The following is a 23,433-nucleotide window of genomic DNA, read 5'->3' as shown; positions in this document are numbered from 1 at the left end:
TTAGAAAGGAAACAGATGTTAGAAGGTATCGTTAGAGAGAGTATCGGTAGAAAAGCTGCTAAAGCTTTAAAAAGAGATGGTTATCTAATCGCAAACATCTACGGAAAAGGATTAGAAAACATCAATGCTGCTTTTAAAGTAAATGAATTTATTAAAGAAGTACGCAAAAAAACTACTTTAGCTTTTGATGTAAAAGTAGCAGACAAAGTATTAAATGTTGTGGTAGTTGATTATCAAAAAGATCCTGTAACTGCAGAATTAAAACACGTAGATTTAAAAGTAGCACAAAAAGGTGTTATTTCTAAATATATGGTTCCTGTAAAAATCGTAGGAACAGCTATGGGTCTTAAAAATAAAGGTGTTTTAATCCAATCAAAAAGAAGATTAAAAGTAAAATGTGCAGCTGAAAACTTACCAAATTATTTTGAATTAGATGTAACCAAACTTGATGTTGGTGATGCACTTTTAATCCGCGATGTAGTTGTACCTGAGGGTGTAACTATGGTTGATGCTGATAGAGTAGCTGTAGTTGGCGTAGAAAAAGCAAGATAAAATGACCTTAGTCGTAGGACTTGGTAATATAGGAGAACAATACGCCCAAACCCGTCATAATGTAGGGTTTATGCTAATTGACTTAATTTTGAAAGACTTGCAAACAACAAAGCTTTCAAATGCTAAATTTAAAGGAGAGCTTTTTAAAAGCTCTTCTACTCTTTTTTTAAAACCTTCCACTTATATGAATTTATCCGGAGAAAGCGTAAAAGCTGTTAGTGAATATTATAAATGTGATAGAATTATTGTAATCCATGATGATATAGATTTAAATTTAGGTGCTTTGAAATTTAAAATAGGTGGATCAAGTGGTGGGCATAATGGACTTAAAAGTATAGATAATCTTTGTGGTAATGCTTATGAGAGAGTACGCATAGGAGTAGGAAAAGGACAAGATGTAATTTCTCACGTTTTGGGGAAATTTAAACAAGAAGAACAAGAAAGCTTAACTAAGGTTTTAGAACATAGCAAAAAAGCCTTACTTGAGCTTTTAAATTCTGATATAGAAAAAATCGCTTCAAAATATTCTTTAAAAAGTTAAACGATGAGTATATTTTTTCGCTATATTTCATCTTTGTATTTAAAATCATTTTTTATTTTATTTTTTTCTTTGACTTTTTTCTTTGTAGCGATTGATTTTTTGCTCAATTTCAATAGACTGCCAAAAAGCGCAAATTTAGAGCTTTTATATATATTTTTCTTAACATGCTCAGCAGCTTCTTATATACTACCTTTAGCTATAGTCCTTGCTTTGGTTTTATGTATTTTTAATATGATACGTTCGAATGAATTTGTTAGCTTATATGCTTTGGGTTTAAGTAAAAATCAAGTGATTTTTTATCCTTTTTTATGGGCTATGTTTTTTTGTTGTGTTTATATAGGACTTAATTTTAGCTCTTTTGCTTATGCAGATGAATATAAAAGTAATATTCTTAAGCGTGGCGTTGTAGATAGAGAGGGTGGGGAAGTTTTGATTAAATATAATGATAAATTTATTTATATACAAAAAACAAGTTCTCAAACCCTATATAATGTAAAAATCTTTGATGTAAAAAATTTAGACATTCAAAGCATAATCCATGCAAAAACTGCTAAATTTAATGGAGATTCTTGGGATTTAAATGATGCTAAAGCTACTAATGTACCACAAAATTTGATTGTTTCAAAAGAGGGTTTAAGTATAGAAGAATTTAAAAATATTAAAGGTTTAGAAGACTTTTCTCCAAAAATTTTAGAAAGAATTTCTTTAGTAGAGAGTAATCCTTCTTATTCTATTTTAGACGCGCTAGAAAGTATGGCAATTTTTGCAAAACAAAATATTTCTACTAATACACTTAGAACAAGCTTGTATTCTTTGGTTCTTACACCATTTTTTGCGCCATTTTTAATGCTTATTGTGTATTATTATTTCCCTTTAACAGCAAGATTTTTTAATCTCGCACTTTTAGCTTTTGTATTTTTTGTGTGCATACTTTTGGTTTGGGGTTTGTTGTTTTTATTAACAAGATTGAGTGAAAATGAAATTTTACTTCCAGAGCTTGGTATAATGCTACCAGTATTTATTTTAATGAGTATAGGAAGTTTTTATTATTTTAAACACAAATAACTACAAGTGAGGTTTTTATGGATTATTTAAAACTAGCAAAAGAATATAACACACCATTTTATATTTATGATTTTGATAAAATCAAAGAGCGTTTTACAATGTTAAAAGATGCTTTTAAAGCAAGAAAGTCACAAATTTTTTATGCAGTTAAAGCAAATTCTAATTTAAGTGTTTTAAAACTTTTAGCTTCTTTGGATAGTGGGTTTGATTGTGTTAGTGCGGGTGAGATTTATAGAGCTTTAAAAGCAGGGGCTAAAAATTATAAAATTATTTTTAGTGGGGTAGGTAAAAGTGCTGATGAGTTAAAATATGCTTTAGAGCAAAACATACTTTATGTAAATTTAGAAAGCTATGAAGAAATGCTTCTTTTAGAACAAATTGCTAAAGAAAATCAAAAGATAGCTCGTATAAGCATAAGAGTAAATCCAAATGTAGATGCTAAAACACATCCTTATATTTCTACAGGTTTGCATGAAAATAAATTTGGCGTAGATATAGAAAGTGCTAAAAAAATGTATCTTTATGCTAAAAACTCACAATTTTTAGAGCCAGTTGGTGTGCATTTTCACATAGGCTCGCAAATTCTTGATATAAGCAGTATTCATGAGGCTTCTGTGATTGTTGCAAAATTAGTAAAAGAACTTTTGGCTTTAAAAATTAATATTAAATTCTTTGATATAGGTGGGGGTTTAGGGGTTTGTTATAAAGATGAACAAGAGCCAAATTTATATGATTATGCTCAAGGAATTTTAGCAAGTTTACAAGGTCTTGATGTGTGTATAGGTATGGAACCTGGCAGGTTTTTGGTAGCAAATGCAGGTGAATTTGTTACTAAAGTTTTATATGAAAAATTTAATGATAAAAAGCGTTTTGTGGTTGTTGATGGGGCGATGAATGATTTATTACGTCCAAGTTTATATAGTGCTTATCATGAAATTAAGCTTTTGGGTGAAAATAAAGAAGAGAGCCTTTGTGATATTGTTGGTGGGGTTTGTGAGAGTGGAGATTTTTTAGCTAAAGATAGAAAACTAGCTAAGACAAAAGCAGGAGATTTGATCATAGTTAAAAGCGCAGGTGCGTATGGTTTTAGCATGAGTAGTAATTATAATACTCGCAATAGAGTATGTGAGCTAGCTTGTGAAAACGGCACAGTAAGAATGATTAGAAAAAGAGAAAGTTATGAGGATCAAATTGCTTTAGAGCTTGATTTTTTAAAGGATTGAAATGTTATTTTTAGATGTACAAGGGACTTTGATTTCAGATCATGATAAAAGTCCTATAGATGGTGCTTTAGAACTCATTAAATCTTTAAATAAAGAAAAAATTCCTTATGTGATTATTACCAATAATACCAAAAAATTAGATTTTTTAAATTATTTGCAAAATTTGGGTTTTGAAATTAATGAAAAAGTTTATATTGATCCTTTTTGTGTTTTAAAAGATCATTTAAAACCTTGTAAAATAGCAGCTTTTGGAGCAAAAGAATTTTTAGATTCACTTCAAGAGTTAGGTTATGAGCTTGATTATAAAAACCCAAAAGCATTTTTACTAGCAAGTTATGATAATTTTAAATTTCAAGATTTTGCTAGTATGATAGAGTATCTTAAAAATGGTGTGCAAGCTATAGCAATGCATGAAAGTAGTATTTATAAGAAAAACTCAAGGCTTTATCCAGGTGTTGGAAGTATTATGTCTATGCTTAAAAATGCATGCGAGTTTGATTATAAGGTGATAGGAAAACCTAGTAAGGCTTTTTATGCAAGTGCTTTAAATTTATTAAAACAACAAGATTGTAATGTGAGTTTTGAAAAGACTTTAATCATTAGTGACGATTTTAAAGGTGATTTGCTTGGTGCTTATGAGCTTGGCATGCAAACAGGCTTAGTTTTAAGCGGTAAAATTTCTAACACTCAAGGTCTTGATACAACTAAACTTAATTTTGTATATGATAGTATTAAGGATTACTACATATCGAGGTTTAAATGAAAGAGATAGAAAAATTACGCAATAAAATCGATACTATCGATGATAAAATTTTGGTTTTACTTAATGAAAGAATGCTTCATGTTAAAGATATAGGAGTTATTAAGCAAAATTTAGGTGGAAGTATTTATAGACCTGAGCGCGAAAGAGCTATTATAAATAGACTTAAAAATTATAATCATGGTTTATTAGATCAAAATGCAATCGAAGCAATTTACCAAGAAATTTTTGCTGTATCAAGAAATTTAGAAATGCCCCAAAGCATAGCTTATTTAGGCCCTGAGGGAAGTTATACTCATCAAGTAGCAAGAACGCGTTTTGGTGCTATGAGTCGTTATATCCCACTTGCAAATATAGAAGATGTTTTTAAAGAATTAGCCCACAAAGAAGCAAAATATGGAGTAGTGCCTATAGAAAATAATACAGCAGGTGCAGTGGGTGTGACGCTTGATTGTCTTGGAAAATATGAAGATGTAAAGATTTTTGCTGAAATTTATATGGACATTCATCATTCTTTTGTAAGTATGAGTGAAAATTTAAAAGATATTAAACGCATATATTCTCATCCGCAAGGCTATAATCAATGTAGAAATTTTTTAGAAAGTCATGATTTAAGTGAAGTAGAATTTGTAGCAAGCAAATCCACAGCTCATGCAGCTTATTTAGCTTCGCAAGATGTTACTTCAGCTGCGATTTGCTCTAAGATTGCAGCAAAACTTTATAATGTGCCTATATTATTTGAAACGATTGAGGATAATTTGGCAAATCGCACTAGGTTTTTGATTTTAAGTGATATAAAAATACCTCAAATGCCTCATTGTAAAACTTCTATTTTAGCACTTACTGCACATAAACCAGGTGGGCTTAGTGATTTATTATATGAGTTTAAAAAAGAGGGGATAAATTTAACAAAACTTGAATCACGCCCTATAAAAACAAGAGAATTTGTACATAGTTTTTATATAGATTTTGAAGGACATATTGATGATGAAAATGTCCAAAGAGTATTAAAAAAAGCTGATCATATAAAATGGCTTGGATCGTATTTATCAGGAGAAAGTAATGAAATTTAATCCTTTTTTAGAAGCTATTAAAACTTATGAAAGTGGCAAGGATATGGATTTAATTGCTAAAGAATATGGTTTAAAAGAAGTTATTAAACTAGCGAGTAATGAAAATCCTTATGGTACAAGCAAAAAAGCTAAAGAAGCCATTATAAATAATGCACATTTAGCTCATTTATATCCTGATGATACTATGAGTGAATTAAAACAAGCTTTAGCACAAAAATATGATATTTTAAAAGAAAATCTCATCATAGGTAGTGGGAGTGATCAAATCATAGAATATATAGTGCATGCAAAACTTGATCATTCTAAGGCTTATTTGCAATGCGGGGTTAGCTTTACTATGTATGAAATTTATGCAAAACAACTAGGAGTTAAGGTTTATAAAACCCCAAGCTTAACCCATGATTTAAATGAGTTGTATGAGTTATATCAAAAGCATAAAAATGAAATCAAAGTAATTTTTTTATGCTTGCCTAATAATCCTTTAGGTGAGTGTTTAGACGCAAGTGAGGTTTTTGAGTTTTTAGAAAAAATTGATGAGGATTGTTTGGTAGCCATTGATGGAGCTTATAATGAATTTGCTTCATTTAAAGATAGCAAAAAACATATCAATCCTAAGGAATTAATCCATAAATTTCAAAATACAGTATATCTAGGAACCTTTTCTAAGCTTTATGGTTTGGGTGGCATGAGAGTAGGTTATGGTATAGCTTGCAAGGAAATTATCAATGCGTTTTATAAATTAAGAGCACCTTTTAATGTGACTAATTTGAGTTTAAAAGCTGCTGTTGCTGTGTTAGATGATGATGAGTTTGTGCAAAAAACTTTGGAAAATAATTTTTCACAAATGAAACTTTATGAAGATTTTGCTAAAAATTATAAAATTCGATACATTCCAAGCTATACAAATTTTATTACTTATTTTTTTGATGAAAAAAATAGCACAGATTTATCTGAAAAATTGCTTAAAAACGGTATAATAATAAGAAATTTACAAAGTTATGGTTTAAATGCTGTGCGTATAAGTATAGGTACAGAGTATGAAAATTCAAGGTTTTTTGAAGAGTTTTCTAAAAATTTTTAGTTTGTAGGAAATAAATGGATTATAAAACTATACTGCACCAAGTAGGTCAGCTTTATCAAAATTTAAGTTTAAGACAGCGTATTATCATTGCTGCTTCTATTGTTGTTGTAGTTGGATTTTTAGTATTTTTAACCCTTTTTAGAAGTGGTTCTACAGTAGCTAGTGAGGCTGGATATTCAGTATTATTCGAAAATGCTAATACTAGTGATTCAGCGATGATAGTAACGCAACTTGAAAAAAGCGGGGTTCCTTATATTTTGCGTGATGAGGGAACTATTTTAGTACCTAATGAACAAGTGTATAAACAGCGTTTGGCTATTGCTTCTGCAGGGTTATTGCCAAAAGATAATAAAGTAGGTTTTGAGCTTTTTGATAAACAAGAATTTGGCGCAACAGAAGCTGAGCAAAAGGTAAAATACCAAAGAGCATTAGAAGGTGAACTTGCTAGAACAATTGAAAGTTTAGAGCCTATTCATAGCGCCACAGTGCATATTGCTTTTGCTAAAGATACACTTTTTACTCAACAACAAGTCCCACCAACTGCTTCAGTAGCTTTGACGATAAAAGAAGGCTTAAAGCTTAATAAAAAGCAAATTATGGGGATTAAAAACTTAATTGCTTCTTCAGTGACAAAACTTACCCCTGAAAATGTAAAAATCATGGATCAAAAAGGTATTCCTTTAGATGATGAGGGTGCTTTTGAGAGTGATTTAATCGCTGCTCAAATTAAATATAAAAGAGATCAAGAATATGAATTAGAGCAAAAAATTGTTGCTTCTATTGCTCCATTTGCGGGTGGTTATGATAGAGTAGTGGCAAAGGTTAGTATTGATTATGATTTTTCTAAAGAAGAATCACAAAGTGAAGTATATGATCCAAACACAGTCGTGCGTAGTGAGCAAACTTTAGAAGAACATAGAGAAGGCTATAAAGATAAAGAAATTCAAGGTGTGCCAGGTGCTGTTTCAAATATCGGTCCTGTAGAAGGTTTAGATGATAAAGGTGCACGCGAGGTTTATACTAAAAACCAAACTACAACTAATAATGAAATTTCTAAAAAAATTACCAATACTACTAAGCAATTTGCAACCGTTAAAAGAATTTCTGCAGCCGTTGTAGTAGATGGAAAATACAAAGTAATTACTGATGATCAGGGAAATATTACTAATGAATATATTCCTTTGAGCGATAAGGAAATTCAAGCTATTGAAAATCTCACTAAAGGCGCTATAGGTTTTAATCTTGCTAGAGGTGATGCGGTTGAAGTAAATAATTTGGAATTTCATAGAACAGCTAAAGTTGAAAATAAGGTTCAAACTTTCTATTCAAGATTTGTTGAGCCATTTATCCCGCCTGTTAAGTATGTCTTTGCTGCGATTTTACTTTTCATCTTTTATAAAAAAGTTATTGTGCCATTTTCACAAAAAATGCTTGCAGATATCAAGCTTGAAGAAGAGATGGAAGGAAAAGACGGACAAATCATTGACGAGGCTGAAGATGCTATTGAAAAATTCAACGCAGCACGTAAGAAAGTTGAAGAACAACTTGGCTTTGGGGATAATTTTGATGAAGATGCACTTCAATATGATGTCTTGCTCGAAAAATTAAGAGCAGTGGCTAATGAAAAAGGTGAAGAAGTGGCATTATTGTTACAAAAACTTGTTGAAAATGAAGCTGAATTTGGTGAGAAGGATATCTGATGATAAAGCTTAGTGAAGAACAAAAAATGGTCTATGATGACCTTTCTATGCCAGAAAAGGTCGCAATTTTTTTAATTCAACTTGGAGAAGATGTAACGACAGTTTTATTTTCTCATATGGATATTAATGTCATCACTGAAATTTCTCGCTATATCGCTTTAGCAAAAAATGTTGACAAACCAGTTGCTACTGCAGTTTTAGAAGAATTTTATACTTTATTACAATCAAACCAATACCTAAAAAGTGGCGGTTTGGAATATGCAAAAGAAATTTTATTTAGAACTTTTGGCCCTGAAATTGCCAATAAAATTTTGGAAAAACTTACCAAAAGTATGGAAAATAATCAAAATTTTGCTTATCTTTCTCAAATCAAACCACAACAGCTTGCTGACTTTATCATTAAAGAACACCCGCAAACTATAGCTTTGATTTTAGCTCATATGGATACTACTCAAGCTGCTGAAACTTTGGAATATTTTAGCGATGAGTTAAGGGCTGAGGTTGTAATAAGAATGGCAAATCTTGGGGATATTTCACCTTCAATTATCAAAAGAGTATCTGCGGTGCTTGAAAGTAAACTTGAAAGTCTTACTTCTTATAAAGTTGAAGTGGGTGGTCCAAGAGCGGTTGCTGAAGTGCTTAATCGCTTGGGTCAAAAAGCATCCAAAACAACACTTTCTTATATTGAGCAAAGTGATGAAAAACTTGCTACAACCATTAAAGATTTAATGTTTACTTTTGATGATATTTCTCAGCTTAGTACTAATGCGATTAGAGAAGTTTTAAAAGCTGCTGATAAACGCGATTTGATGATAGGTTTAAAGGGTGCAAGCGAGGATTTAAAACAAAAATTTATGGCAAATATGTCAACGCGTGCTGCTGAAGCTTTTGTAGAAGAAATGGGCTTTTTGGGTGCTGTACGTGTAAAAGATGTTGAAGAGGCTCAAAGAAAAGTTGTAGAAGTGGTGCAAAAACTTGCAGAACAAGGTCTTATCCAAGTGGGTGAGGCTGATGAGATGATAGAGTAAGATTATGGCTAAATTAACTAATGTAATTTCACCTGAAAATATTTCTGCTCATGTAGTTGAGGGATATCATTTTAAAGTTATGAGTGAAATGTCTTCTAATGAAGAGCAAAAACAAGAAGAAACTCAAACTATAAATCAAACTCCTCTGGCTCAAAATACTACTCAGCAAGCAGTGGAAAATCAAACAGTAGAAACTACCCCACAAGCTCCACAACCACAAATCCAACCTGATTTTGTAGAAGATTTGCTTAAAAAAACTGATGAAATGTCAGGAAATATTATTAAATTACAAATGCAAATAGAAAGTCAAGAGGCTGAATTTAACAATCGCTTAAATACAGAATTAGAACATGCAAAAGAAAAATTTACCAAAGAAGGTTATGAGCAAGCTCAAAAAAATTTTGAAAGTGAATTAGAAGCTTTAAAAGAAAAATACTTAAAAAGTGTAGAAAAACTTGAAAATACAGTGCAAAATTTAAATGAGTTTTTATCTAAAAATGAAAAAGAATTAGCCGATACAGCTGTAATTATCGCAAAAGAAGTGATTGCAAAAGAACTTGAGGAAAATTCCTCACTTATAGCATTAAATTTAGCAAAAGAGCTTATGAATGAGCTTAAAAATGCTACTAAAATAGAATTAAAACTTAGCCCTGATGATTTTGAATATGTAAAATCACATTTAGAACAAGAGCAAAGTAATATCAAATTTAGTCTTGATGATGCGATTAATAAGGGGAGTATTTTAATATTAAGTGATGCAGGCAATATAGAATCAAACCTTAATAATCGTTTGCAAAAAATCAAAAATATGGTTAATGAATGATAGACTTAAATAACTTAAATATTAAAAATATGCAAATTAAAGAGTTAGAAAATTTAGCTAACAATTTGCGTGAAGTTATTATAGACACAGTGAGTAAAAATGGCGGACATTTAAGTTCAAATTTAGGTGTAGTTGAGCTTAGTATAGCTATGCATTGTGTTTTTGATGTAAAAAAAGATCCTTTTATTTTTGATGTTTCACACCAATCTTATCCACACAAGCTTTTAAGTGGTAAAATAAATAATTTTCATACTCTAAGACAGTTTAATGGTTTAAGTGGTTATACAAAGCCTGATGAGGGAGATTATTTTGTAGCAGGACATTCAAGCACTTCTATATCTTTAGCAGTTGGAGCTTGCAAGGCTATAAGATTAAAAAACGAAGATCGTTTGCCTGTTGTATTAATAGGTGATGGAGCGCTAAGTGCAGGTATGGCTTATGAAGCTTTAAATGAACTTGGTGATAGAGAATACCCTTGTGTAATCATTTTAAATGATAATGAAATGAGTATATCAAGGCCAATTGGAGCTATTTCAAAATACCTTTCTCAGGCAATGGCAACGCAGTTTTATCAAAAATTTAAAAAACGCATAGAAAATCTTTTAGAGTACTTTCCTCAAGGCGCTTCTTATATGGCAAAGCGTTTTGAAGAAGGCTTAAGGCTTATCACACCTGGACTTTTGTTTGAGGAATTAGGACTTGAGTATATTGGTCCTATTGATGGACATAATTTAAATGAGGTTATTAATGCACTCAATCAAGCAAAAGCTATGAAAAAACCTTGCGTTGTGCATGCGCAAACTATCAAAGGCAAGGGTTATGCATTAGCCGAGGGAAAAAATGCTAAATGGCATGGAGTAGGTGCTTTTGATAGAAGTAGCGGGGAGAGTTTAAAGGCAAATATAAGTAAAAAAAGCGCCACAGAAATTTTTTCAAATACCCTACTGAATTTAGCTCAAAAATATGAAAATATAGTGGGTGTAACTGCTGCTATGCCAAGTGGTACTGGACTTGATAAATTAATAGAGAAATATCCTGAACGTTTTTGGGATGTCGCAATTGCAGAACAACATGCAGTTACTTCTATGGCGGCTATGGCAAAAGAAGGTTTTAAACCTTTTATAGCAATTTATAGTACTTTTATGCAAAGAGCTTATGATCAAGTAATTCATGATTGTGCTATTATGAATTTAAATGTAGTTATAGCTATGGATAGAGCAGGAATTGTAGGAGAAGATGGAGAAACTCATCAGGGTGTTTTTGATATTAGCTTTTTAAGTGCTATACCAAATATTACTCTAGCAGCTCCAAGAGATGAGGCTATGATGGAAAATATTATGGAGTATGCATATTTTCATCAAGGCGTTTTTGCTTTTCGCTATCCTAGGGGTAATTTTTTATTAAATGATGATTTTAATCCATGTGAGATAAAACTTGCTAAAGCTCAAATTTTATCTAAAGTACAAAGTGATAAAGTATTTTTAGGTTTTGGTCAAGGTGTGGCTAAGGCAAAATTAGCTTTAGATAAACTTGGATTAGATTATGCGAGCTTAATAGATTTGATTTTTGCAAAGCCTTTAGATGAAGAGCTTTTAAAAGAGTTGGCAAAAGATACAAAAACTTGGTTTGTTTTTTCAGATAGTGCTAAAATAGGTGGAGTGGGAAGTTTGATTGCAAATTTTTTACAAAAAGAAAATCTTTATCATATAAAACTAGCAAGTTTTGAATTTGAAGATCAATTTATAGCCCATGGCAAAACAAGTGAAGTGGAAAAATTTTTAGAGCTTGATATTGATTCATTGTGTCAAAAAATTAAAATTTATTAAAAGATAAAAAATATCTTTTAATATAATCATTTTTTTATAAAAAAAGAGTTATACTATAAGTAAAAATATTTGGAGAATAGACTATGGAACTTATTCAAATGCTTAAAAACTGTGATTTAAAAGCTACTCCACAAAGACTTTGTATTTTAAAAATTTTAAAACGCCACGAGCATCCTAATATAGAATCTTTGTATGAAAGTATTAAAGAAGAATATCCTTCTATCTCATTAGCTACGGTATATAAAAATTTAAATACCTTAAAAGAACAAGGTTTGGTAGTAGAAATTAATACTCCAAATCAAAAAACTTGTTATGACATTTATGAATATCCACATATTCATGTAATTTGTAGCAAATGCAATCACATAGAAGATGTGCGCTATGAAGATAGTGGGATTAATAAATACCAAGAAGATCTTGAGAAAAAGATTGGTAATATTATTGATTATCTTGGCGTGTTTGCTTATGTGAATGGTTGTAAATTTTGCAAGTAAAATGATTTGTGAAGTACAAAGACGCTTTTTAATTGAAAACGATGATTTTATCAAAATTTTAAAAGAAGAAAAACTTGCTTATTCTAAGGATAAAATACGTGTATTTTTTACACGTATAAATCCTTTTTGTGATATCAAATATAAAAAAATCAATCAAGATTATTATCAATTTACATTTTATAAATTACATGATATTTTAGATAAAAAAACTCATAAAATATCTAAAAAAGAATTTAAACATCAAAAAAGTAAAAATGCTATAACCAATATAATAAAAAAAACAAGAATTAGTTTTGAGCTTGATAATACCCAATTTTTCCTTTATAAATTTAAAAACAATTTAAAAAATTTGGTCATTTTAAAAGTGATTTTTTCCACCGTTGAAGAAGCAAAGCGGTTTGATTTACCTCATTTTTTTAAAAATTATAAAGAAATTACAGATGATGAGAATTTTTATAGTAAAAATTTAGCATTATATGGGGATCTTTCTAAAGTTTTTGATAGTGCTAGATGTATTAAAATTTTAGATAAACAAAAAGATATTAACTTGCATTTTCCAAATCAAATTCAAAGTTTTTCAGCTGGTAAAATTTTACTTTTCGTTCTTTTAAAAAACTTAAAAAATGACAGATTAAATTTTTTAAAAAATTCAAGTGAAAAAAACTTGGAACAATGTTTTATAAGCCTTAAGCAAATTTGTTTTTGTCTTGATGTTTTTGATGCTCTTTTTGAAAAAAATATTCAAAATAAGCTAAAACAACAATTTTCATTTTTGATAAATCAAATTAATATGAAAAAATACCATGAGTTTGAACTAGAAAAATATATTTTTATTTTAAGCGATGAAAAAATTAATGATATTTTTCTTGATGCGGATTTTATTTTAAAAAATGATTATGAATTTTATCAAGGAAAAAATCAAATTTTAAAGTCTTTAATAGCTTTTAAACTAAGAAAAGAATTAGTTTTTTTAAAGAAAAAAATTGTAAAATCTCAAACAAATCTTGAAGAAGAATTAGAAAAAATAAAATTTTTATTATGCTATTTTGCAACTATGTTTGAAGAAAAAAGCATTAAAAAGTTGAAAAATTATTTTAAGTATAAGCATTTAGATCAAAATTCTTATGATGAAAATATAATAAAACAAATTGAAAAAAGCATCAAAAAATTAAAAATATATAGTTAGGAAAAACATGCAAAAACAAGAAAAAATAGTTAAAATGTTTGATGATATAGCACCAACTTATGATAAGGCTAATAGAATTTTAAGTTTTGGAAGTGATGTGAGTTGGAGAAAAAAAGCTTGTTTGGATGTTTTTAAATTTTCTAATAATGAACTTGATATTATCGATGTAGCTTGTGGTACGGGCGATATGATTATAGAATGGCAAAATCAAGCCTTAAGAGCAAATAAAAATATCATTAGTATAAAAGGGGTTGATCCAAGTGCGGGCATGCTTGAAGTGGCTAGGAAAAAAAATCCTGATGCGACTTTTGTACAAGCAAAAGCACAAGAACTTCCACTCGAAAATGAAAGTGCAGACATCATAAGTATAAGTTATGGCATACGCAATGTGGTAGATAGGAAAGAAGCTATAAAAGAATTTGCAAGAGTGTTAAAAAAGGATGGGATTTTACTTGTACTTGAATTTACCAAAAGAGAGCAGGGTGGTTTTATAGCTGCTTGTAGAGATTTTTACTTAAAAAATATTTTGCCAAAAGTGGGTGGATTTATTAGTAAAAATTATAGTGCTTATGAGTATTTACCAAATTCTATAGAAGATTTTTTAAGCAAAGAAGAATTTATTAAAGAATTGAGTGGGCACTTTGAAATGTTAGAGTATAAAAGCTTTAGCTTTGGTGTTTGCTCTATGTTTATTGCAAGAAAAAAATGAAAGTTTCAGAACTTAATCTAAAAGCTAAAAGCTTATTAGAATTTCATCTTGATGATATAGAGCTTAGTGGAGAAATTTCTAAAATTACCATTCATAGTTCAGGACATTGGTATTTTGATTTAAAAGATGAAAAATCAAGCATAGCTTGCGTGATGTTTAAAGGCTTTAATCAATTTGTTCAAACTAAACCTAAGGTTGGCGATATGCTTGATCTTAGAGGTTATGTGAGTTTATATGAAGCAAGTGGTAGGTATCAATTTATCGCTAAAAGTATGCAAAAAACAAGCCTTGGGGATTTAGAAGCTAAATTTTTAGCCCTAAAAGAAAAGCTTGAAAAAGAAGGTTTGTTTGATACAAATGCTAAAAAAAGCATTGCTAAATTTCCTAAAAAAATAGGCATAATCACTTCTTTTACTTCAGCTGCTTTGCAAGATATGTTAAAGTTAATTTCACAAAAAGAATATAATCTTTGCAAAATAATTATTTTTAACGCCCTCACTCAAGGACAAAGCGCTCCAAATTCTTTGATAAATGCTTTAAAAAAAGCTGATGAGTTTAATTTAGATGCGATTATTTTAGCAAGAGGTGGCGGAAGCAGAGAAGATTTGTTTTGTTTTAATGATGAAGAACTTGCAAGATGTATTTTTTCTTTAAAAACGCCTATTGTTTCTGCTATTGGACATGAGATTGATTATGTTATTAGTGACTTTGTAGCAGATTTAAGAGCACCAACTCCAAGTGCGGCTATTGATATGATTTTTCCAAATAAACTAAGCTTAGAACAAGGACTTGATGAGCTTGCTATGCGTTTTAAAAACCAAATGTTAAATCATCTTAAGTTTTATCAAAATAAAATCGATCATTTGCAAAATTTAGCCAAAACGAAATCTTTAGAAAATGCTTTTTTTCTTAGAAAACAAAAGCTTGATTTTTTACAAAGTCAACTAAAGAGCGTTTTAAATTTAAAATTATTAAATTATGAAAACAAACTTAATAATTTTGAAGAGCTTTTAACTCAGCATAAAAATTTCTTTGATAAAAGTAAAAATTTGATAAATTTACAAAAAGATGGCAAAAATATCTCTCTTGAAAAACTAAAAAAAGGAGATATTATAAAACTTTGCTCAACAAATGAGAGTAAAGAAGCTCAAATACTATAAAAAGGAGACAAAATGAGAGTAATGAATTTTAGCGCAGGCCCTTCAAATCTGCCTGATGAGGTTTTAAAAGAGGCACAGGAGCATTTGTTTGATTATCATGGCAAAGGCTTTTCTATTATGGAAGTTTCTCATCGTGGAAAGGTTTTTGAAGAAGTGCATTTTGAAGCTATTAAAATGGCAAAAGAGCTTTATAGTGTAAATGATGATTATGAAGTGCTTTTAATGCAAGGTGGAGCTAGTTTGCAATTTGCTATGATACCTATGAATTTATATATGGGTGGAGTTTGTGAATTTGCTAATACGGGAGTTTGGACTAAAAAAGCTATTAAAGAGGCTGAAATTTTAAGAGTAAATACAAAAATAGTAGCAAGTAGCCAAGAAAGTGAGTTTGATCATATCCCACAATTTGAATTTAGCGATAATGCAGATTATGCTTATATATGCTCTAATAATACCATTTATGGAACTCAGTATAAAAGCTATCCAAAGACTAAAAGTCCTTTGATAATTGATGCTTCTAGTGATTTTTTCTCTAAAAAGATAGATTTTTCTAATGTTGCTATGCTTTTTGGTGGAGTGCAAAAAAATGCAGGAATTTCAGGACTTGCTTGTGCATTTATCCGCAAAGATATGATAGAACGCAGTAAAAACAAAAATATACCTAGTATGTTAAAATACAGTGTTTATGCTGAAAATAATTCTTTATTTAATACACCAGCAACATTTGCTATATATATGTTTAATCTTGAAATGAAATGGCTTTTAAATCAAGGCGGCTTAGATAAAATCAATGAGCAAAACATACAAAAGGCTAAAATTTTATACGATGTGATTGATGAGAGTAATGGTTTTTATAAAGGTCATGCCAAAAAAGAGGATAGATCGCTAATGAATGTTAGTTTTAATATAGCTTGTGATAAAAACTTAGAGCCAGTTTTTGTAAAAGAAGCTGAAGAAAATGGTATGATAGGTCTTAAAGGGCATAAAATTTTAGGTGGAATTCGCGCTAGTATTTATAATTCTATCAGCATTGAAAAGGTTCAAAAGTTAAGTGAATTTATGAAAGATTTTGCTAAAAAACATGCTTGATTAGGTAAAAAGAGGATTTTTATGAATAATGACAAAATAAGTATCATTGGTGCTAAGGAAAATAATCTTAAAAATATCAACTTAGAAATTCCTAAAAATAAACTCATAGTTTTTACAGGACTTAGTGGAAGTGGTAAATCCACTTTAGCTTTTGGTACGCTTTATGCAGAAGGACAACGTCGCTATATTGAAAGTTTAAGTGCTTATGCAAGGCAGTTTTTAGATAAAGTGGGTAAACCAAATGTTGATAAAATAGAAGGTTTAACTCCTGCTATTGCTATTGATCAAAAAACAACTTCTAAAAATCCTCGATCAACCGTTGGAACTATTACTGAAATTTATGATTATTTAAGACTTTTATATGCAAGGATTGGCTCACAACATTGTCATCAATGTGGCCAAAAAATCTCATCTATGAGTGCAGCAGATATCGTAGGTGAAATCTTAAAGCTTCCAAAAGGAGCTAAAATCATCATTTATGCGCCTTTGATCAAAGAAAAAAAAGGAACTTTTGCAGATCTTTTGGAAAATTTAGTCGCAAAAGGCTATGTTAGAGCACAAATTGATGGGGTTTTAACGCGTCTTGATGAGGATATTGAGCTTGCTAAAACCAAAAAGCATACAATAAAACTTGTGATAGATAGACTCCAAGTGCAAGATGATATGCTAGCAAGACTTGCAAGTGATATAGAAAAAGGGCTTAGCGAGAGCTTTGGTGAAGTGGAAATTGAAGTTTTAAATAATGAAGAATTAAACATAGCAAAACATTTTCATTATAGTGAGCATAATGCTTGTTTTGATTGTAAAATTTCTTTTCCTTTGCTTGAGCCTTTGAGTTTTTCTTTTAATTCTCCAAAAGGCGCTTGTCCAAGTTGTGATGGTCTTGGTATAAGATATACGCTAGATATGAAAAAACTTATCAATGAAGAATTAAGCTTAGAAGCAGGAGCTATAAAGCTTTTATATGGGTTTAATAAAAGTTATTATTATAAGTTTTTAATGGCCTTTTGTGAGCAAAATGATATCAGGGTAAAAATTCCATATAATGAGCTAAGCGAAGAAGAAAAGCGTCTAGTGCTTTATGGTAATGCCAAGGAAATCAACTTTTTATGGAAAAGACATCGCTTAAGTCGTAAATTTGAAGGTGCTGTTAAATATGCCTATGAAATGTTAAAAGATGAAAAAGATTTAAGCGAGTATATGAGTGAAAAAACTTGCAAAGATTGCAATGGTCATCGTTTAAGAGCTGAAAGTTTAGCTGTAAAAGTAGCTGAGAAAAATTTGGGTGAAATTTTAGATATGAGCATAGAAAATACCACTGCATTTTTTTCAAAAGAAGCTAATTTTGCGTATTTAAGTGAACAAGAAAGATTGATAGCTAAGCCTATTTTTAAAGAAATTAATGAAAGATTGTTTTTTCTTTATGATGTAGGACTTGGGTATTTATCTTTAGGGCGTGATGCAAGAACCATTAGCGGGGGTGAGGCTCAAAGAATTCGTATAGCATCTCAAATTGGTAGTGGTTTAAGTGGAGTGATGTATGTTTTAGATGAGCCTAGCATTGGTTTACATGAACGAGATACAGCAAAACTCATTAAAACTTTAAGAAATCTTCAGCAAAAGGGTAATACTTTAATCGTAGTTGAGCATGATAAAATGACTATAGAAGAAGCAGATTTTATCGTAGATATTGGTCCAAATGCTGGTAAATTTGGTGGTGAGGTTGTATTTAGTGGAACTTATAAAGAATTGTTAAAAAGCAAAAGCCAAACTGCCCTTTATATGAGTGGCAAAAAGCAAATTGCTCATCAAAAAAATAGAGAACAAAAAGATTTTATTAGTTTAAAAGATGTGAGTATTAATAATATTCAAAATTTAAGTGCAGATTTTCCATTACGCAATCTTGTAGCAATTACAGGCGTTTCAGGAAGTGGTAAAAGCTCATTAATTTTACAAACTTTGCTTCCATTTGCAAAAGAAGAGCTTAACCGCGCTAAAAAAGTTAAAAAACTAAGTGGGGTCAAAATAGAAGGTTTGGAAAAACTTGATAAGGTGATTTATCTTGATCAAAGTCCTATAGGAAGAACCCCACGTTCAAATCCTGCTACTTACACAGGCGCTATGGATGAAATTCGTAATCTTTTTGCAGCCACCAAAGAAGCGAAAATGCGAGGATATAAAGCAGGGCGTTTTTCTTTTAATGTTAAAGGTGGAAGATGTGAAAAGTGTAGCGGCGATGGTGAGATTAAAATCGAAATGCATTTTTTGCCTGATGTGATGGTAACTTGTGATGTTTGTAATGGCAAAAGATATAATGATGCAACTTTAGAGATCAAATATAAAGGTAAAAGCATAGCTGATGTTTTAAATATGAGTATTATTGAAGCAAGTGAGTTTTTTACTTCTGTGCCAAAGATAAAGCAAAAACTTGATACTTTGGTAAAAGTTGGGCTTGATTATCTTACCTTAGGACAAAATGCAACTACTTTAAGTGGCGGAGAGGCTCAGCGTATTAAGCTAGCCAAAGAATTAAGCAGAAGCGATACAGGAAAAACTCTTTATATTTTAGATGAACCTACAACAGGACTTCATTTTGAAGATGTTAATAAGCTTATTTTAGTTTTGCAACATTTAGTCGATCTTGGAAATAGTGTGTTTGTGATAGAGCATAATTTAGATGTGATTAAAAATGCTGATTATATCATCGATATGGGACCTGAGGGTGGAGTTAAAGGTGGTAAGGTTATAGCTAAAGGTAGTGTGGAAGAGCTTGCTAAGAATCATGAAAAAAGTGGTTCTTATACGGGGTATTATCTAAATTTAGAGCTAAAAAGCACAAAAAAATAAATTGGTTGAAGTTATCCTTCAACCATAAATTTCACCTTTTTTATACTCATAAATACTTTGCATATCTTTATCGCCTCTTCCTGAAAGATTTACAACTATCACACTTTTTTTCTTTAAAGTCGGACAAAGTTTTTCTAAATAAGCTAATGCATGTGAGCTTTCAATGGCAGGTATAATGCCTTCTTCTTTACATAATAATTTTAAAGCATTAATACACTCATCATCGCTAATAGCATGATAACTTGCTCTTTTACTTTCTTGTAAATATGCGTGCAAAGGACCTATGCCAGGGTAATCAAGCCCAGCAGAGATGCTAAAAGTATGAGCAATATTGCCTTTATCATCTTGTAAAACCTTAGTTTTCATACCATGGATAATACCCTCTTTACCTTTAGTAAGTGTGGCTGCATGATAAGGTGTATCTTTTCCTAAACCTGCTGCTTCAACACCTATGAGTTTAACTTTTTCATCTTTTAAAAATGCATGAAAAATTCCAGCAGCATTGCTACCACCTCCAGCTGCTGCTATGATGTAATCTACTTTTTTATTTAATTTTCTAAGTTGCATTTTGCATTCTTTACCTATAATACTTTGAAAATGCGTAACAATTTGCGGATAAGGATAAGGCCCTACCACACTTCCTACTACATAAAATACTTCTTTGGTATTTTTAACCCAAAAATTTAAAGCCTCATCCACCGCATCACTTAAAGTTTTACTTCCACTTTCTACCGCATGAACTTTTGCTCCTAAAAGCTCCATTTTATAGACATTTAAGGCTTGTCTTTTTACATCAATAGCTCCCATAAATATCTCACATTCAAGTCCTAAAAGTGCTGCTGCAGTAGCGGTTGCAAGCCCGTGTTGTCCTGCTCCGGTTTCTGCAATAATTTTTTTCTTATTCATTTTCTTTGCCATTAAGGCTTGAGCTATGGCATTGTTGATCTTATGAGCTCCTGTGTGAGTTAAGTCTTCTCTTTTTAAATAAATTTCATGATTATAAAGCTTGCTTAAATTTTTAGCATGGTATAAAGGTGTAGGTCTTCCTACATAATTAACTAAGAGTTCTTTTAATTCTGTGTTAAAATCTTTATCTTTTTTGAGTTTTAAAAAAGCTTTTTCTACTTCATCTAATGCTATTTTTACTTCATTTGGTACAAATTGCCCACCAAATTTTCCATAATATTTTTTCATAGTATTTCCTTAAAATGATTAATAATATAAAATCAAAAATGATCAACTAAAACTAAAAATGTAAAATAAAAAATGATTGAAAATGTAGTAGTAGGCTTAACGCCAAGAAAAAGAAGCTTTGTTAAATGAGTATTCTAAAATTAGTTTAGAAAATTTTTTCCTTTCCATAGTTTTTCCTTTTAAAAAATTGCCAAATGACTTTACATTCTAAGATAATTATTATTAAAAATTCTTTAAAATGATAATTTGGAAAATAAATACTAAGAAAATTTGTAATGTTTGATTTTTTATATAATGACATAAGCTATATAGGACTTTTTATAGTATGTTTTCTCTCTAGCACGCTTTTGCCTATGGCAAGTGAAGCTTTTGTGCTTGCTTTTGTAAAATTAGATTTTAATGCTTATATGGTTTTATTTGTAGCAAGTTTGGGGAATACTTTGGGTAGTTTAAGTACTTATGCATTAGCTTATTTTGGAGAGAGTCAAATTTTAGAAAAATATTTTAAAAACTCTTTACGTAAATTAGAAAAAATCAATGCAAACTTTAAAAAATTTGGCTCTTTGTATGCTTTTTTTACTTTTTTACCCATAGTGGGAGATCTTTTTGCGCTAGGGCTTGGATTTGCTAAGTATTCTTTTTTAAAAGCAAGTATTTTTATAGCCTTGGGTAAATTAAGTCGTTATGCTTTTGTAATTTTCATAGCAAATTCCATTTAAAAGTCTTGATTTTAAAAGATTTAAAAGTCTAGCATTATCAATATCTTTTAAAACTTTTATAGTGTTTTTTAGTTCATGATTTTTCATAGGCATTTTTGCATCTTTAAAACACCTTATCGTGCTTCCTCTAGCAAAAGTACTATCACAAATGACATCTACTAAATACTCATCAAAATTTGCTAAATTAGGATCAAGCATATAAGCAATAGTTAATGCATCATGTATCCATGTGCCATTTGTACCTCTTGTTTTGCTTGCATAATCAATCCAAACTCTTAAAGTCTGTACTAAAAAATCACAAAGAGGATTTTGGTTTTCTAAAGCATCTAAATCTTCATGTGTGAGCATAGTTTGCATTGTTGCATTATAAGGAACAAGTGTGATTTTAGCTCTTGAGTTTAAAACTATACTAGCAGCTTCAGGATCAAAGCCAAAATTTGTATCTTTGATATGATAAGGCATATCAAAACTCCCGCCCATGATAAAAATTTCTTTCACATTTTTATCAAAGTCTTTAAAAAGCTTCATAGCTATGGCTATATTTGTTAAAGGTCCTATAGCGCAAATTGAAATTTCACCTGGGTTTTGCATAATAAGCTCACCCATTTTCATACAAGCATTTGGGCTTATGTTTTCTAAGATTTTTATAGGTTTTATATGATCCCAAAGATGAGTAAGCTTAAACTCTTCTACGCTTTTATCTAGTCTTTGTCTCCAAAAATGACTATCTTCACATAAAGCTTCATGAGCACCTAGATACAAAGGTATGTCTAGATTAAGCTTATTTAATAAATCTTTAGCAACGCTATAAGCGGTTAAAGCTTGTACATTACCACTTAAAGTGCTAATCATTTCAAGTTTGATTTCTTTGGAGGCTAAAATAAGCCCAAGGGCTAAACCATCATCGGTATTAGCCCCTGCTACGCCATTGCCTATATCAGTGTCTAAAATAAGGCGTATCATATCGCATCTTCTATTAAATTTAAATCCCTGCCTCTAGTTTCTGGCGCAAAGAAAGTTGTGATAAAACCAATTCCTGCGGTGATAACAAAATACAAGGCTATTGGCCACCAAGTGCCATAATAAGCAAGCAAAGCTGAAGCTATCATGGGAGCAGTTCCTCCTGAAAGTATAGAGCCAAATTCTTTTGCTAGTGCCATTTTGGTATAGCGATTTTTTGCTCCAAAAAGCTCCACACCCCACGCAGCTTGCACGCCAAAAATTCCTAAAGATGCCAAAGACATACCTACAATGATAGTTAAAATTACAATAATTTCATTTTTACTATCAAGTAGCATAAAAGCAGGGAAAGCATAAAGCATTAAAAGCAAGCAAAAGGTTCTATAGGTAATGCGTCTTCCAAATTTATCACTTAAATATCCCGCTAAAGGTATAACCAAAAATCCCACTAAAGAAGCGATAACAACAGCAGTTGTGGCTACTGATTTATCAAGAAGTAAAATTTTAGTTACATAGCCTACTATAAAGCCTTGTGCAAGATAAGATGGTCCATTTTCTCCTATCCTTATACCCACCATAGTCCAAAATGCACGACTTTTTTGCCAAAAAGTTCTTTCATCTTTTTTCATATGTGCTTCATTTTCATGACGAATTTTTAGCATTAATTCTTTTTGTTTTTCAAAAACAGGAGTTTCTTTTACATTTAAACGCATATAAACAGCAAAAAGTGCTATGAAGATACTTCCTATAAAAGGAATTCTCCATCCCCATTCTTTAAAATTAGCATCATCCATGCTTGTAACTAAAAGCCACACAAAAGCTGCAAGCAAGGTTCCACTATTTGATCCAAGAGCGATGATAGAAGAGATTAAACCTCTATGCTTACTAGGAGCGTATTCTCCAAGCATGACAGTCCCGCCTGAAAGCTCAGCACCTGCGCCAAAGCCTTGCATAAAACGCAAAATAACCAAGCATATAGGAGCCCAAATTCCAATTACTGCATAACTTGGTATAAAACCAATTAAGGTAGTTGAAATACCCATTAATGCAATGGTGCTCATCAATACATTTTTTCTTCCGTATTTATCTCCTAAATATCCAAAAAATAAAGCTCCAATAGGTCTAGCAATAAAACCTATACCATAAGTAACAAAACTAAGCAATAATGCTATAACAGGAGTTTGCTCAGGAAAGAAAACTTCTGAAAAAACAGTAGCTGCAGCTAAGCCATAAAGTGCAAAATCTGCATATTCCATAGCAGTTCCTAGCCAACATGAAAACACAGCCTTTTTAAAAGCCTTTTTTCCTTGTGGAGTTTGAAAATTTTCATCCGCGATTGATTTTGTTTGCAAGATTAAACCTTTATTTGAAATTTCAAAATGATAATTTTATCTAAAATGCTT

21 protein-coding genes are annotated in these 23,433 nt (G+C 30.7%); 18 read left to right on the top strand and 3 right to left on the bottom strand.

Features of this window, described 5'->3' with window-relative positions:
* Window positions 1–15 precede the first annotated feature (15 nt).
* The 17 genes from L8V77_RS03480 (at window position 16) to uvrA (ending at window position 19,157) form a co-directional block, all read left to right on the top strand.
* On the top strand, window positions 16–552 hold the full coding sequence (locus tag L8V77_RS03480; protein WP_133319540.1) for a 50S ribosomal protein L25/general stress protein Ctc: 537 nt from the start codon (window positions 16–18) through the stop codon (window positions 550–552).
* 1 nt (window position 553) lies between these two features.
* The gene (gene pth, locus L8V77_RS03475; RefSeq protein ID WP_263663917.1) at window positions 554–1,093 is read left to right on the top strand and encodes an aminoacyl-tRNA hydrolase; all 540 of its coding nucleotides are present in this window, start codon (window positions 554–556) and stop codon (window positions 1,091–1,093) included.
* A gap of 3 nt (window positions 1,094–1,096) precedes the next feature.
* Complete coding sequence (locus L8V77_RS03470; protein ID WP_263706714.1) at window positions 1,097–2,158, top strand: LptF/LptG family permease; 1,062 nt, start codon at window positions 1,097–1,099, stop codon at window positions 2,156–2,158.
* Window positions 2,159–2,175: 17 nt separating this feature from the next.
* Entirely contained in the window at window positions 2,176–3,381 is a 1,206-nt protein-coding gene (lysA, locus tag L8V77_RS03465; protein WP_263706712.1) for a diaminopimelate decarboxylase, read from the top strand.
* A gap of 1 nt (window position 3,382) precedes the next feature.
* The gene (locus L8V77_RS03460) at window positions 3,383–4,144 is read left to right on the top strand and encodes an HAD-IIA family hydrolase (protein WP_263706710.1); all 762 of its coding nucleotides are present in this window, start codon (window positions 3,383–3,385) and stop codon (window positions 4,142–4,144) included.
* A complete protein-coding gene (pheA, locus tag L8V77_RS03455) occupies window positions 4,141–5,214 on the top strand; it encodes a prephenate dehydratase (protein WP_263706709.1) in 1,074 nt (357 codons plus the stop codon). The genes L8V77_RS03460 and pheA overlap by 4 nt, the downstream gene beginning before the upstream one ends.
* Window positions 5,204–6,295, top strand: coding sequence for a histidinol-phosphate transaminase (gene hisC / locus L8V77_RS03450; protein ID WP_263706707.1), 1,092 nt, complete (start codon window positions 5,204–5,206; stop codon window positions 6,293–6,295). The genes pheA and hisC overlap by 11 nt, the downstream gene beginning before the upstream one ends.
* A 14-nt stretch (window positions 6,296–6,309) precedes the next feature.
* Window positions 6,310–7,995: a flagellar basal-body MS-ring/collar protein FliF gene (fliF, locus tag L8V77_RS03445; protein ID WP_257396547.1), complete on the top strand. Its 1,686-nt coding sequence runs from the start codon at window positions 6,310–6,312 to the stop codon at window positions 7,993–7,995.
* Window positions 7,995–9,023 carry a flagellar motor switch protein FliG gene (gene fliG / locus L8V77_RS03440; RefSeq protein ID WP_012662055.1) on the top strand — a complete coding sequence of 343 codons (1,029 nt, stop codon included), beginning with the start codon at window positions 7,995–7,997 and terminating at the stop codon, window positions 9,021–9,023. The genes fliF and fliG overlap by 1 nt, the downstream gene beginning before the upstream one ends.
* Window positions 9,024–9,027: 4 nt before the next feature.
* The gene (fliH, locus tag L8V77_RS03435; protein ID WP_263706706.1) at window positions 9,028–9,846 is read left to right on the top strand and encodes a flagellar assembly protein FliH; all 819 of its coding nucleotides are present in this window, start codon (window positions 9,028–9,030) and stop codon (window positions 9,844–9,846) included.
* Window positions 9,843–11,672: a 1-deoxy-D-xylulose-5-phosphate synthase gene (dxs, locus tag L8V77_RS03430; protein WP_263706705.1), complete on the top strand. Its 1,830-nt coding sequence runs from the start codon at window positions 9,843–9,845 to the stop codon at window positions 11,670–11,672. The genes fliH and dxs overlap by 4 nt, the downstream gene beginning before the upstream one ends.
* A gap of 83 nt (window positions 11,673–11,755) precedes the next feature.
* On the top strand, window positions 11,756–12,166 hold the full coding sequence (perR, locus tag L8V77_RS03425; protein ID WP_263663926.1) for a peroxide-responsive transcriptional repressor PerR: 411 nt from the start codon (window positions 11,756–11,758) through the stop codon (window positions 12,164–12,166).
* Entirely contained in the window at window positions 12,144–13,352 is a 1,209-nt protein-coding gene (locus L8V77_RS03420) for a hypothetical protein (RefSeq protein ID WP_263706704.1), read from the top strand. Before perR ends, L8V77_RS03420 begins: the two co-directional genes overlap by 23 nt.
* Window positions 13,353–13,359: 7 nt before the next feature.
* On the top strand, window positions 13,360–14,061 hold the full coding sequence (gene ubiE, locus L8V77_RS03415; RefSeq protein ID WP_263682434.1) for a bifunctional demethylmenaquinone methyltransferase/2-methoxy-6-polyprenyl-1,4-benzoquinol methylase UbiE: 702 nt from the start codon (window positions 13,360–13,362) through the stop codon (window positions 14,059–14,061).
* Window positions 14,058–15,221 (top strand): exodeoxyribonuclease VII large subunit, encoded by a 1,164-nt coding sequence (xseA, locus tag L8V77_RS03410; protein WP_263706702.1) that lies wholly within the window; start codon window positions 14,058–14,060, stop codon window positions 15,219–15,221. Before ubiE ends, xseA begins: the two co-directional genes overlap by 4 nt.
* A gap of 12 nt (window positions 15,222–15,233) precedes the next feature.
* Entirely contained in the window at window positions 15,234–16,310 is a 1,077-nt protein-coding gene (gene serC / locus L8V77_RS03405) for a phosphoserine transaminase (protein WP_263706700.1), read from the top strand.
* Between the two features lie 21 nt (window positions 16,311–16,331).
* A complete protein-coding gene (uvrA, locus tag L8V77_RS03400) occupies window positions 16,332–19,157 on the top strand; it encodes an excinuclease ABC subunit UvrA (protein ID WP_263706699.1) in 2,826 nt (941 codons plus the stop codon).
* An 18-nt stretch (window positions 19,158–19,175) separates the two neighbouring features.
* Here uvrA and trpB read toward each other — a convergent pair whose 3' ends face one another.
* The gene (gene trpB / locus L8V77_RS03395; RefSeq protein ID WP_263706698.1) at window positions 19,176–20,351 is read right to left on the bottom strand and encodes a tryptophan synthase subunit beta; all 1,176 of its coding nucleotides are present in this window, start codon (window positions 20,349–20,351) and stop codon (window positions 19,176–19,178) included.
* 275 nt (window positions 20,352–20,626) lie between these two features.
* Here trpB and L8V77_RS03390 point away from each other — a divergent pair, with 275 nt between their 5' ends.
* Entirely contained in the window at window positions 20,627–21,070 is a 444-nt protein-coding gene (locus tag L8V77_RS03390; RefSeq protein ID WP_263663933.1) for a YqaA family protein, read from the top strand.
* Here the strand turns inward: L8V77_RS03390 and L8V77_RS03385 are convergent.
* Together L8V77_RS03385 and L8V77_RS03380 are read right to left on the bottom strand one after the other, a co-directional pair.
* A complete protein-coding gene (locus tag L8V77_RS03385) occupies window positions 21,026–22,030 on the bottom strand; it encodes a nucleoside hydrolase (RefSeq protein ID WP_263706803.1) in 1,005 nt (334 codons plus the stop codon). The genes L8V77_RS03390 and L8V77_RS03385 overlap by 45 nt on opposite strands.
* Window positions 22,030–23,385 (bottom strand): MFS transporter, encoded by a 1,356-nt coding sequence (locus L8V77_RS03380; protein ID WP_263706800.1) that lies wholly within the window; start codon window positions 23,383–23,385, stop codon window positions 22,030–22,032. Before L8V77_RS03380 ends, L8V77_RS03385 begins: the two co-directional genes overlap by 1 nt.
* Between the last annotated feature and the right edge of the window lie 48 nt (window positions 23,386–23,433).

It is taken from the genome of Campylobacter sp. IFREMER_LSEM_CL2127, assembly GCF_025771745.1.
In the GTDB taxonomy this organism is placed as follows: domain Bacteria; phylum Campylobacterota; class Campylobacteria; order Campylobacterales; family Campylobacteraceae; genus Campylobacter_D.
This window is presented reverse-complemented; position numbering and strand designations above follow the sequence as displayed.

Excerpts from the sequence above, each read along its gene's own strand:
- trpB (WP_263706698.1), bottom strand. The coding sequence starts at position 20,351 with ATGAAAAAATATTATGGAAAATTTGGTGGGCAATTTGTACCAAATGAA.
- L8V77_RS03390 (WP_263663933.1), top strand. The coding sequence starts at position 20,627 with ATGTTTGATTTTTTATATAATGACATAAGCTATATAGGACTTTTTATA.
- pheA (WP_263706709.1), top strand. The coding sequence starts at position 4,141 with ATGAAAGAGATAGAAAAATTACGCAATAAAATCGATACTATCGATGAT.
- L8V77_RS03470 (WP_263706714.1), top strand. The coding sequence starts at position 1,097 with ATGAGTATATTTTTTCGCTATATTTCATCTTTGTATTTAAAATCATTT.
- uvrA (WP_263706699.1), top strand. The coding sequence starts at position 16,332 with ATGAATAATGACAAAATAAGTATCATTGGTGCTAAGGAAAATAATCTT.
- L8V77_RS03420 (WP_263706704.1), top strand. The coding sequence starts at position 12,144 with ATGGTTGTAAATTTTGCAAGTAAAATGATTTGTGAAGTACAAAGACGC.
- ubiE (WP_263682434.1), top strand. The coding sequence starts at position 13,360 with ATGCAAAAACAAGAAAAAATAGTTAAAATGTTTGATGATATAGCACCA.
- L8V77_RS03480 (WP_133319540.1), top strand. The coding sequence starts at position 16 with ATGTTAGAAGGTATCGTTAGAGAGAGTATCGGTAGAAAAGCTGCTAAA.
- fliF (WP_257396547.1), top strand. The coding sequence starts at position 6,310 with ATGGATTATAAAACTATACTGCACCAAGTAGGTCAGCTTTATCAAAAT.
- perR (WP_263663926.1), top strand. The coding sequence starts at position 11,756 with ATGGAACTTATTCAAATGCTTAAAAACTGTGATTTAAAAGCTACTCCA.
- dxs (WP_263706705.1), top strand. The coding sequence starts at position 9,843 with ATGATAGACTTAAATAACTTAAATATTAAAAATATGCAAATTAAAGAG.
- hisC (WP_263706707.1), top strand. The coding sequence starts at position 5,204 with ATGAAATTTAATCCTTTTTTAGAAGCTATTAAAACTTATGAAAGTGGC.
- L8V77_RS03460 (WP_263706710.1), top strand. The coding sequence starts at position 3,383 with ATGTTATTTTTAGATGTACAAGGGACTTTGATTTCAGATCATGATAAA.
- fliG (WP_012662055.1), top strand. The coding sequence starts at position 7,995 with ATGATAAAGCTTAGTGAAGAACAAAAAATGGTCTATGATGACCTTTCT.
- lysA (WP_263706712.1), top strand. The coding sequence starts at position 2,176 with ATGGATTATTTAAAACTAGCAAAAGAATATAACACACCATTTTATATT.
- pth (WP_263663917.1), top strand. The coding sequence starts at position 554 with ATGACCTTAGTCGTAGGACTTGGTAATATAGGAGAACAATACGCCCAA.
- serC (WP_263706700.1), top strand. The coding sequence starts at position 15,234 with ATGAGAGTAATGAATTTTAGCGCAGGCCCTTCAAATCTGCCTGATGAG.
- xseA (WP_263706702.1), top strand. The coding sequence starts at position 14,058 with ATGAAAGTTTCAGAACTTAATCTAAAAGCTAAAAGCTTATTAGAATTT.
- fliH (WP_263706706.1), top strand. The coding sequence starts at position 9,028 with ATGGCTAAATTAACTAATGTAATTTCACCTGAAAATATTTCTGCTCAT.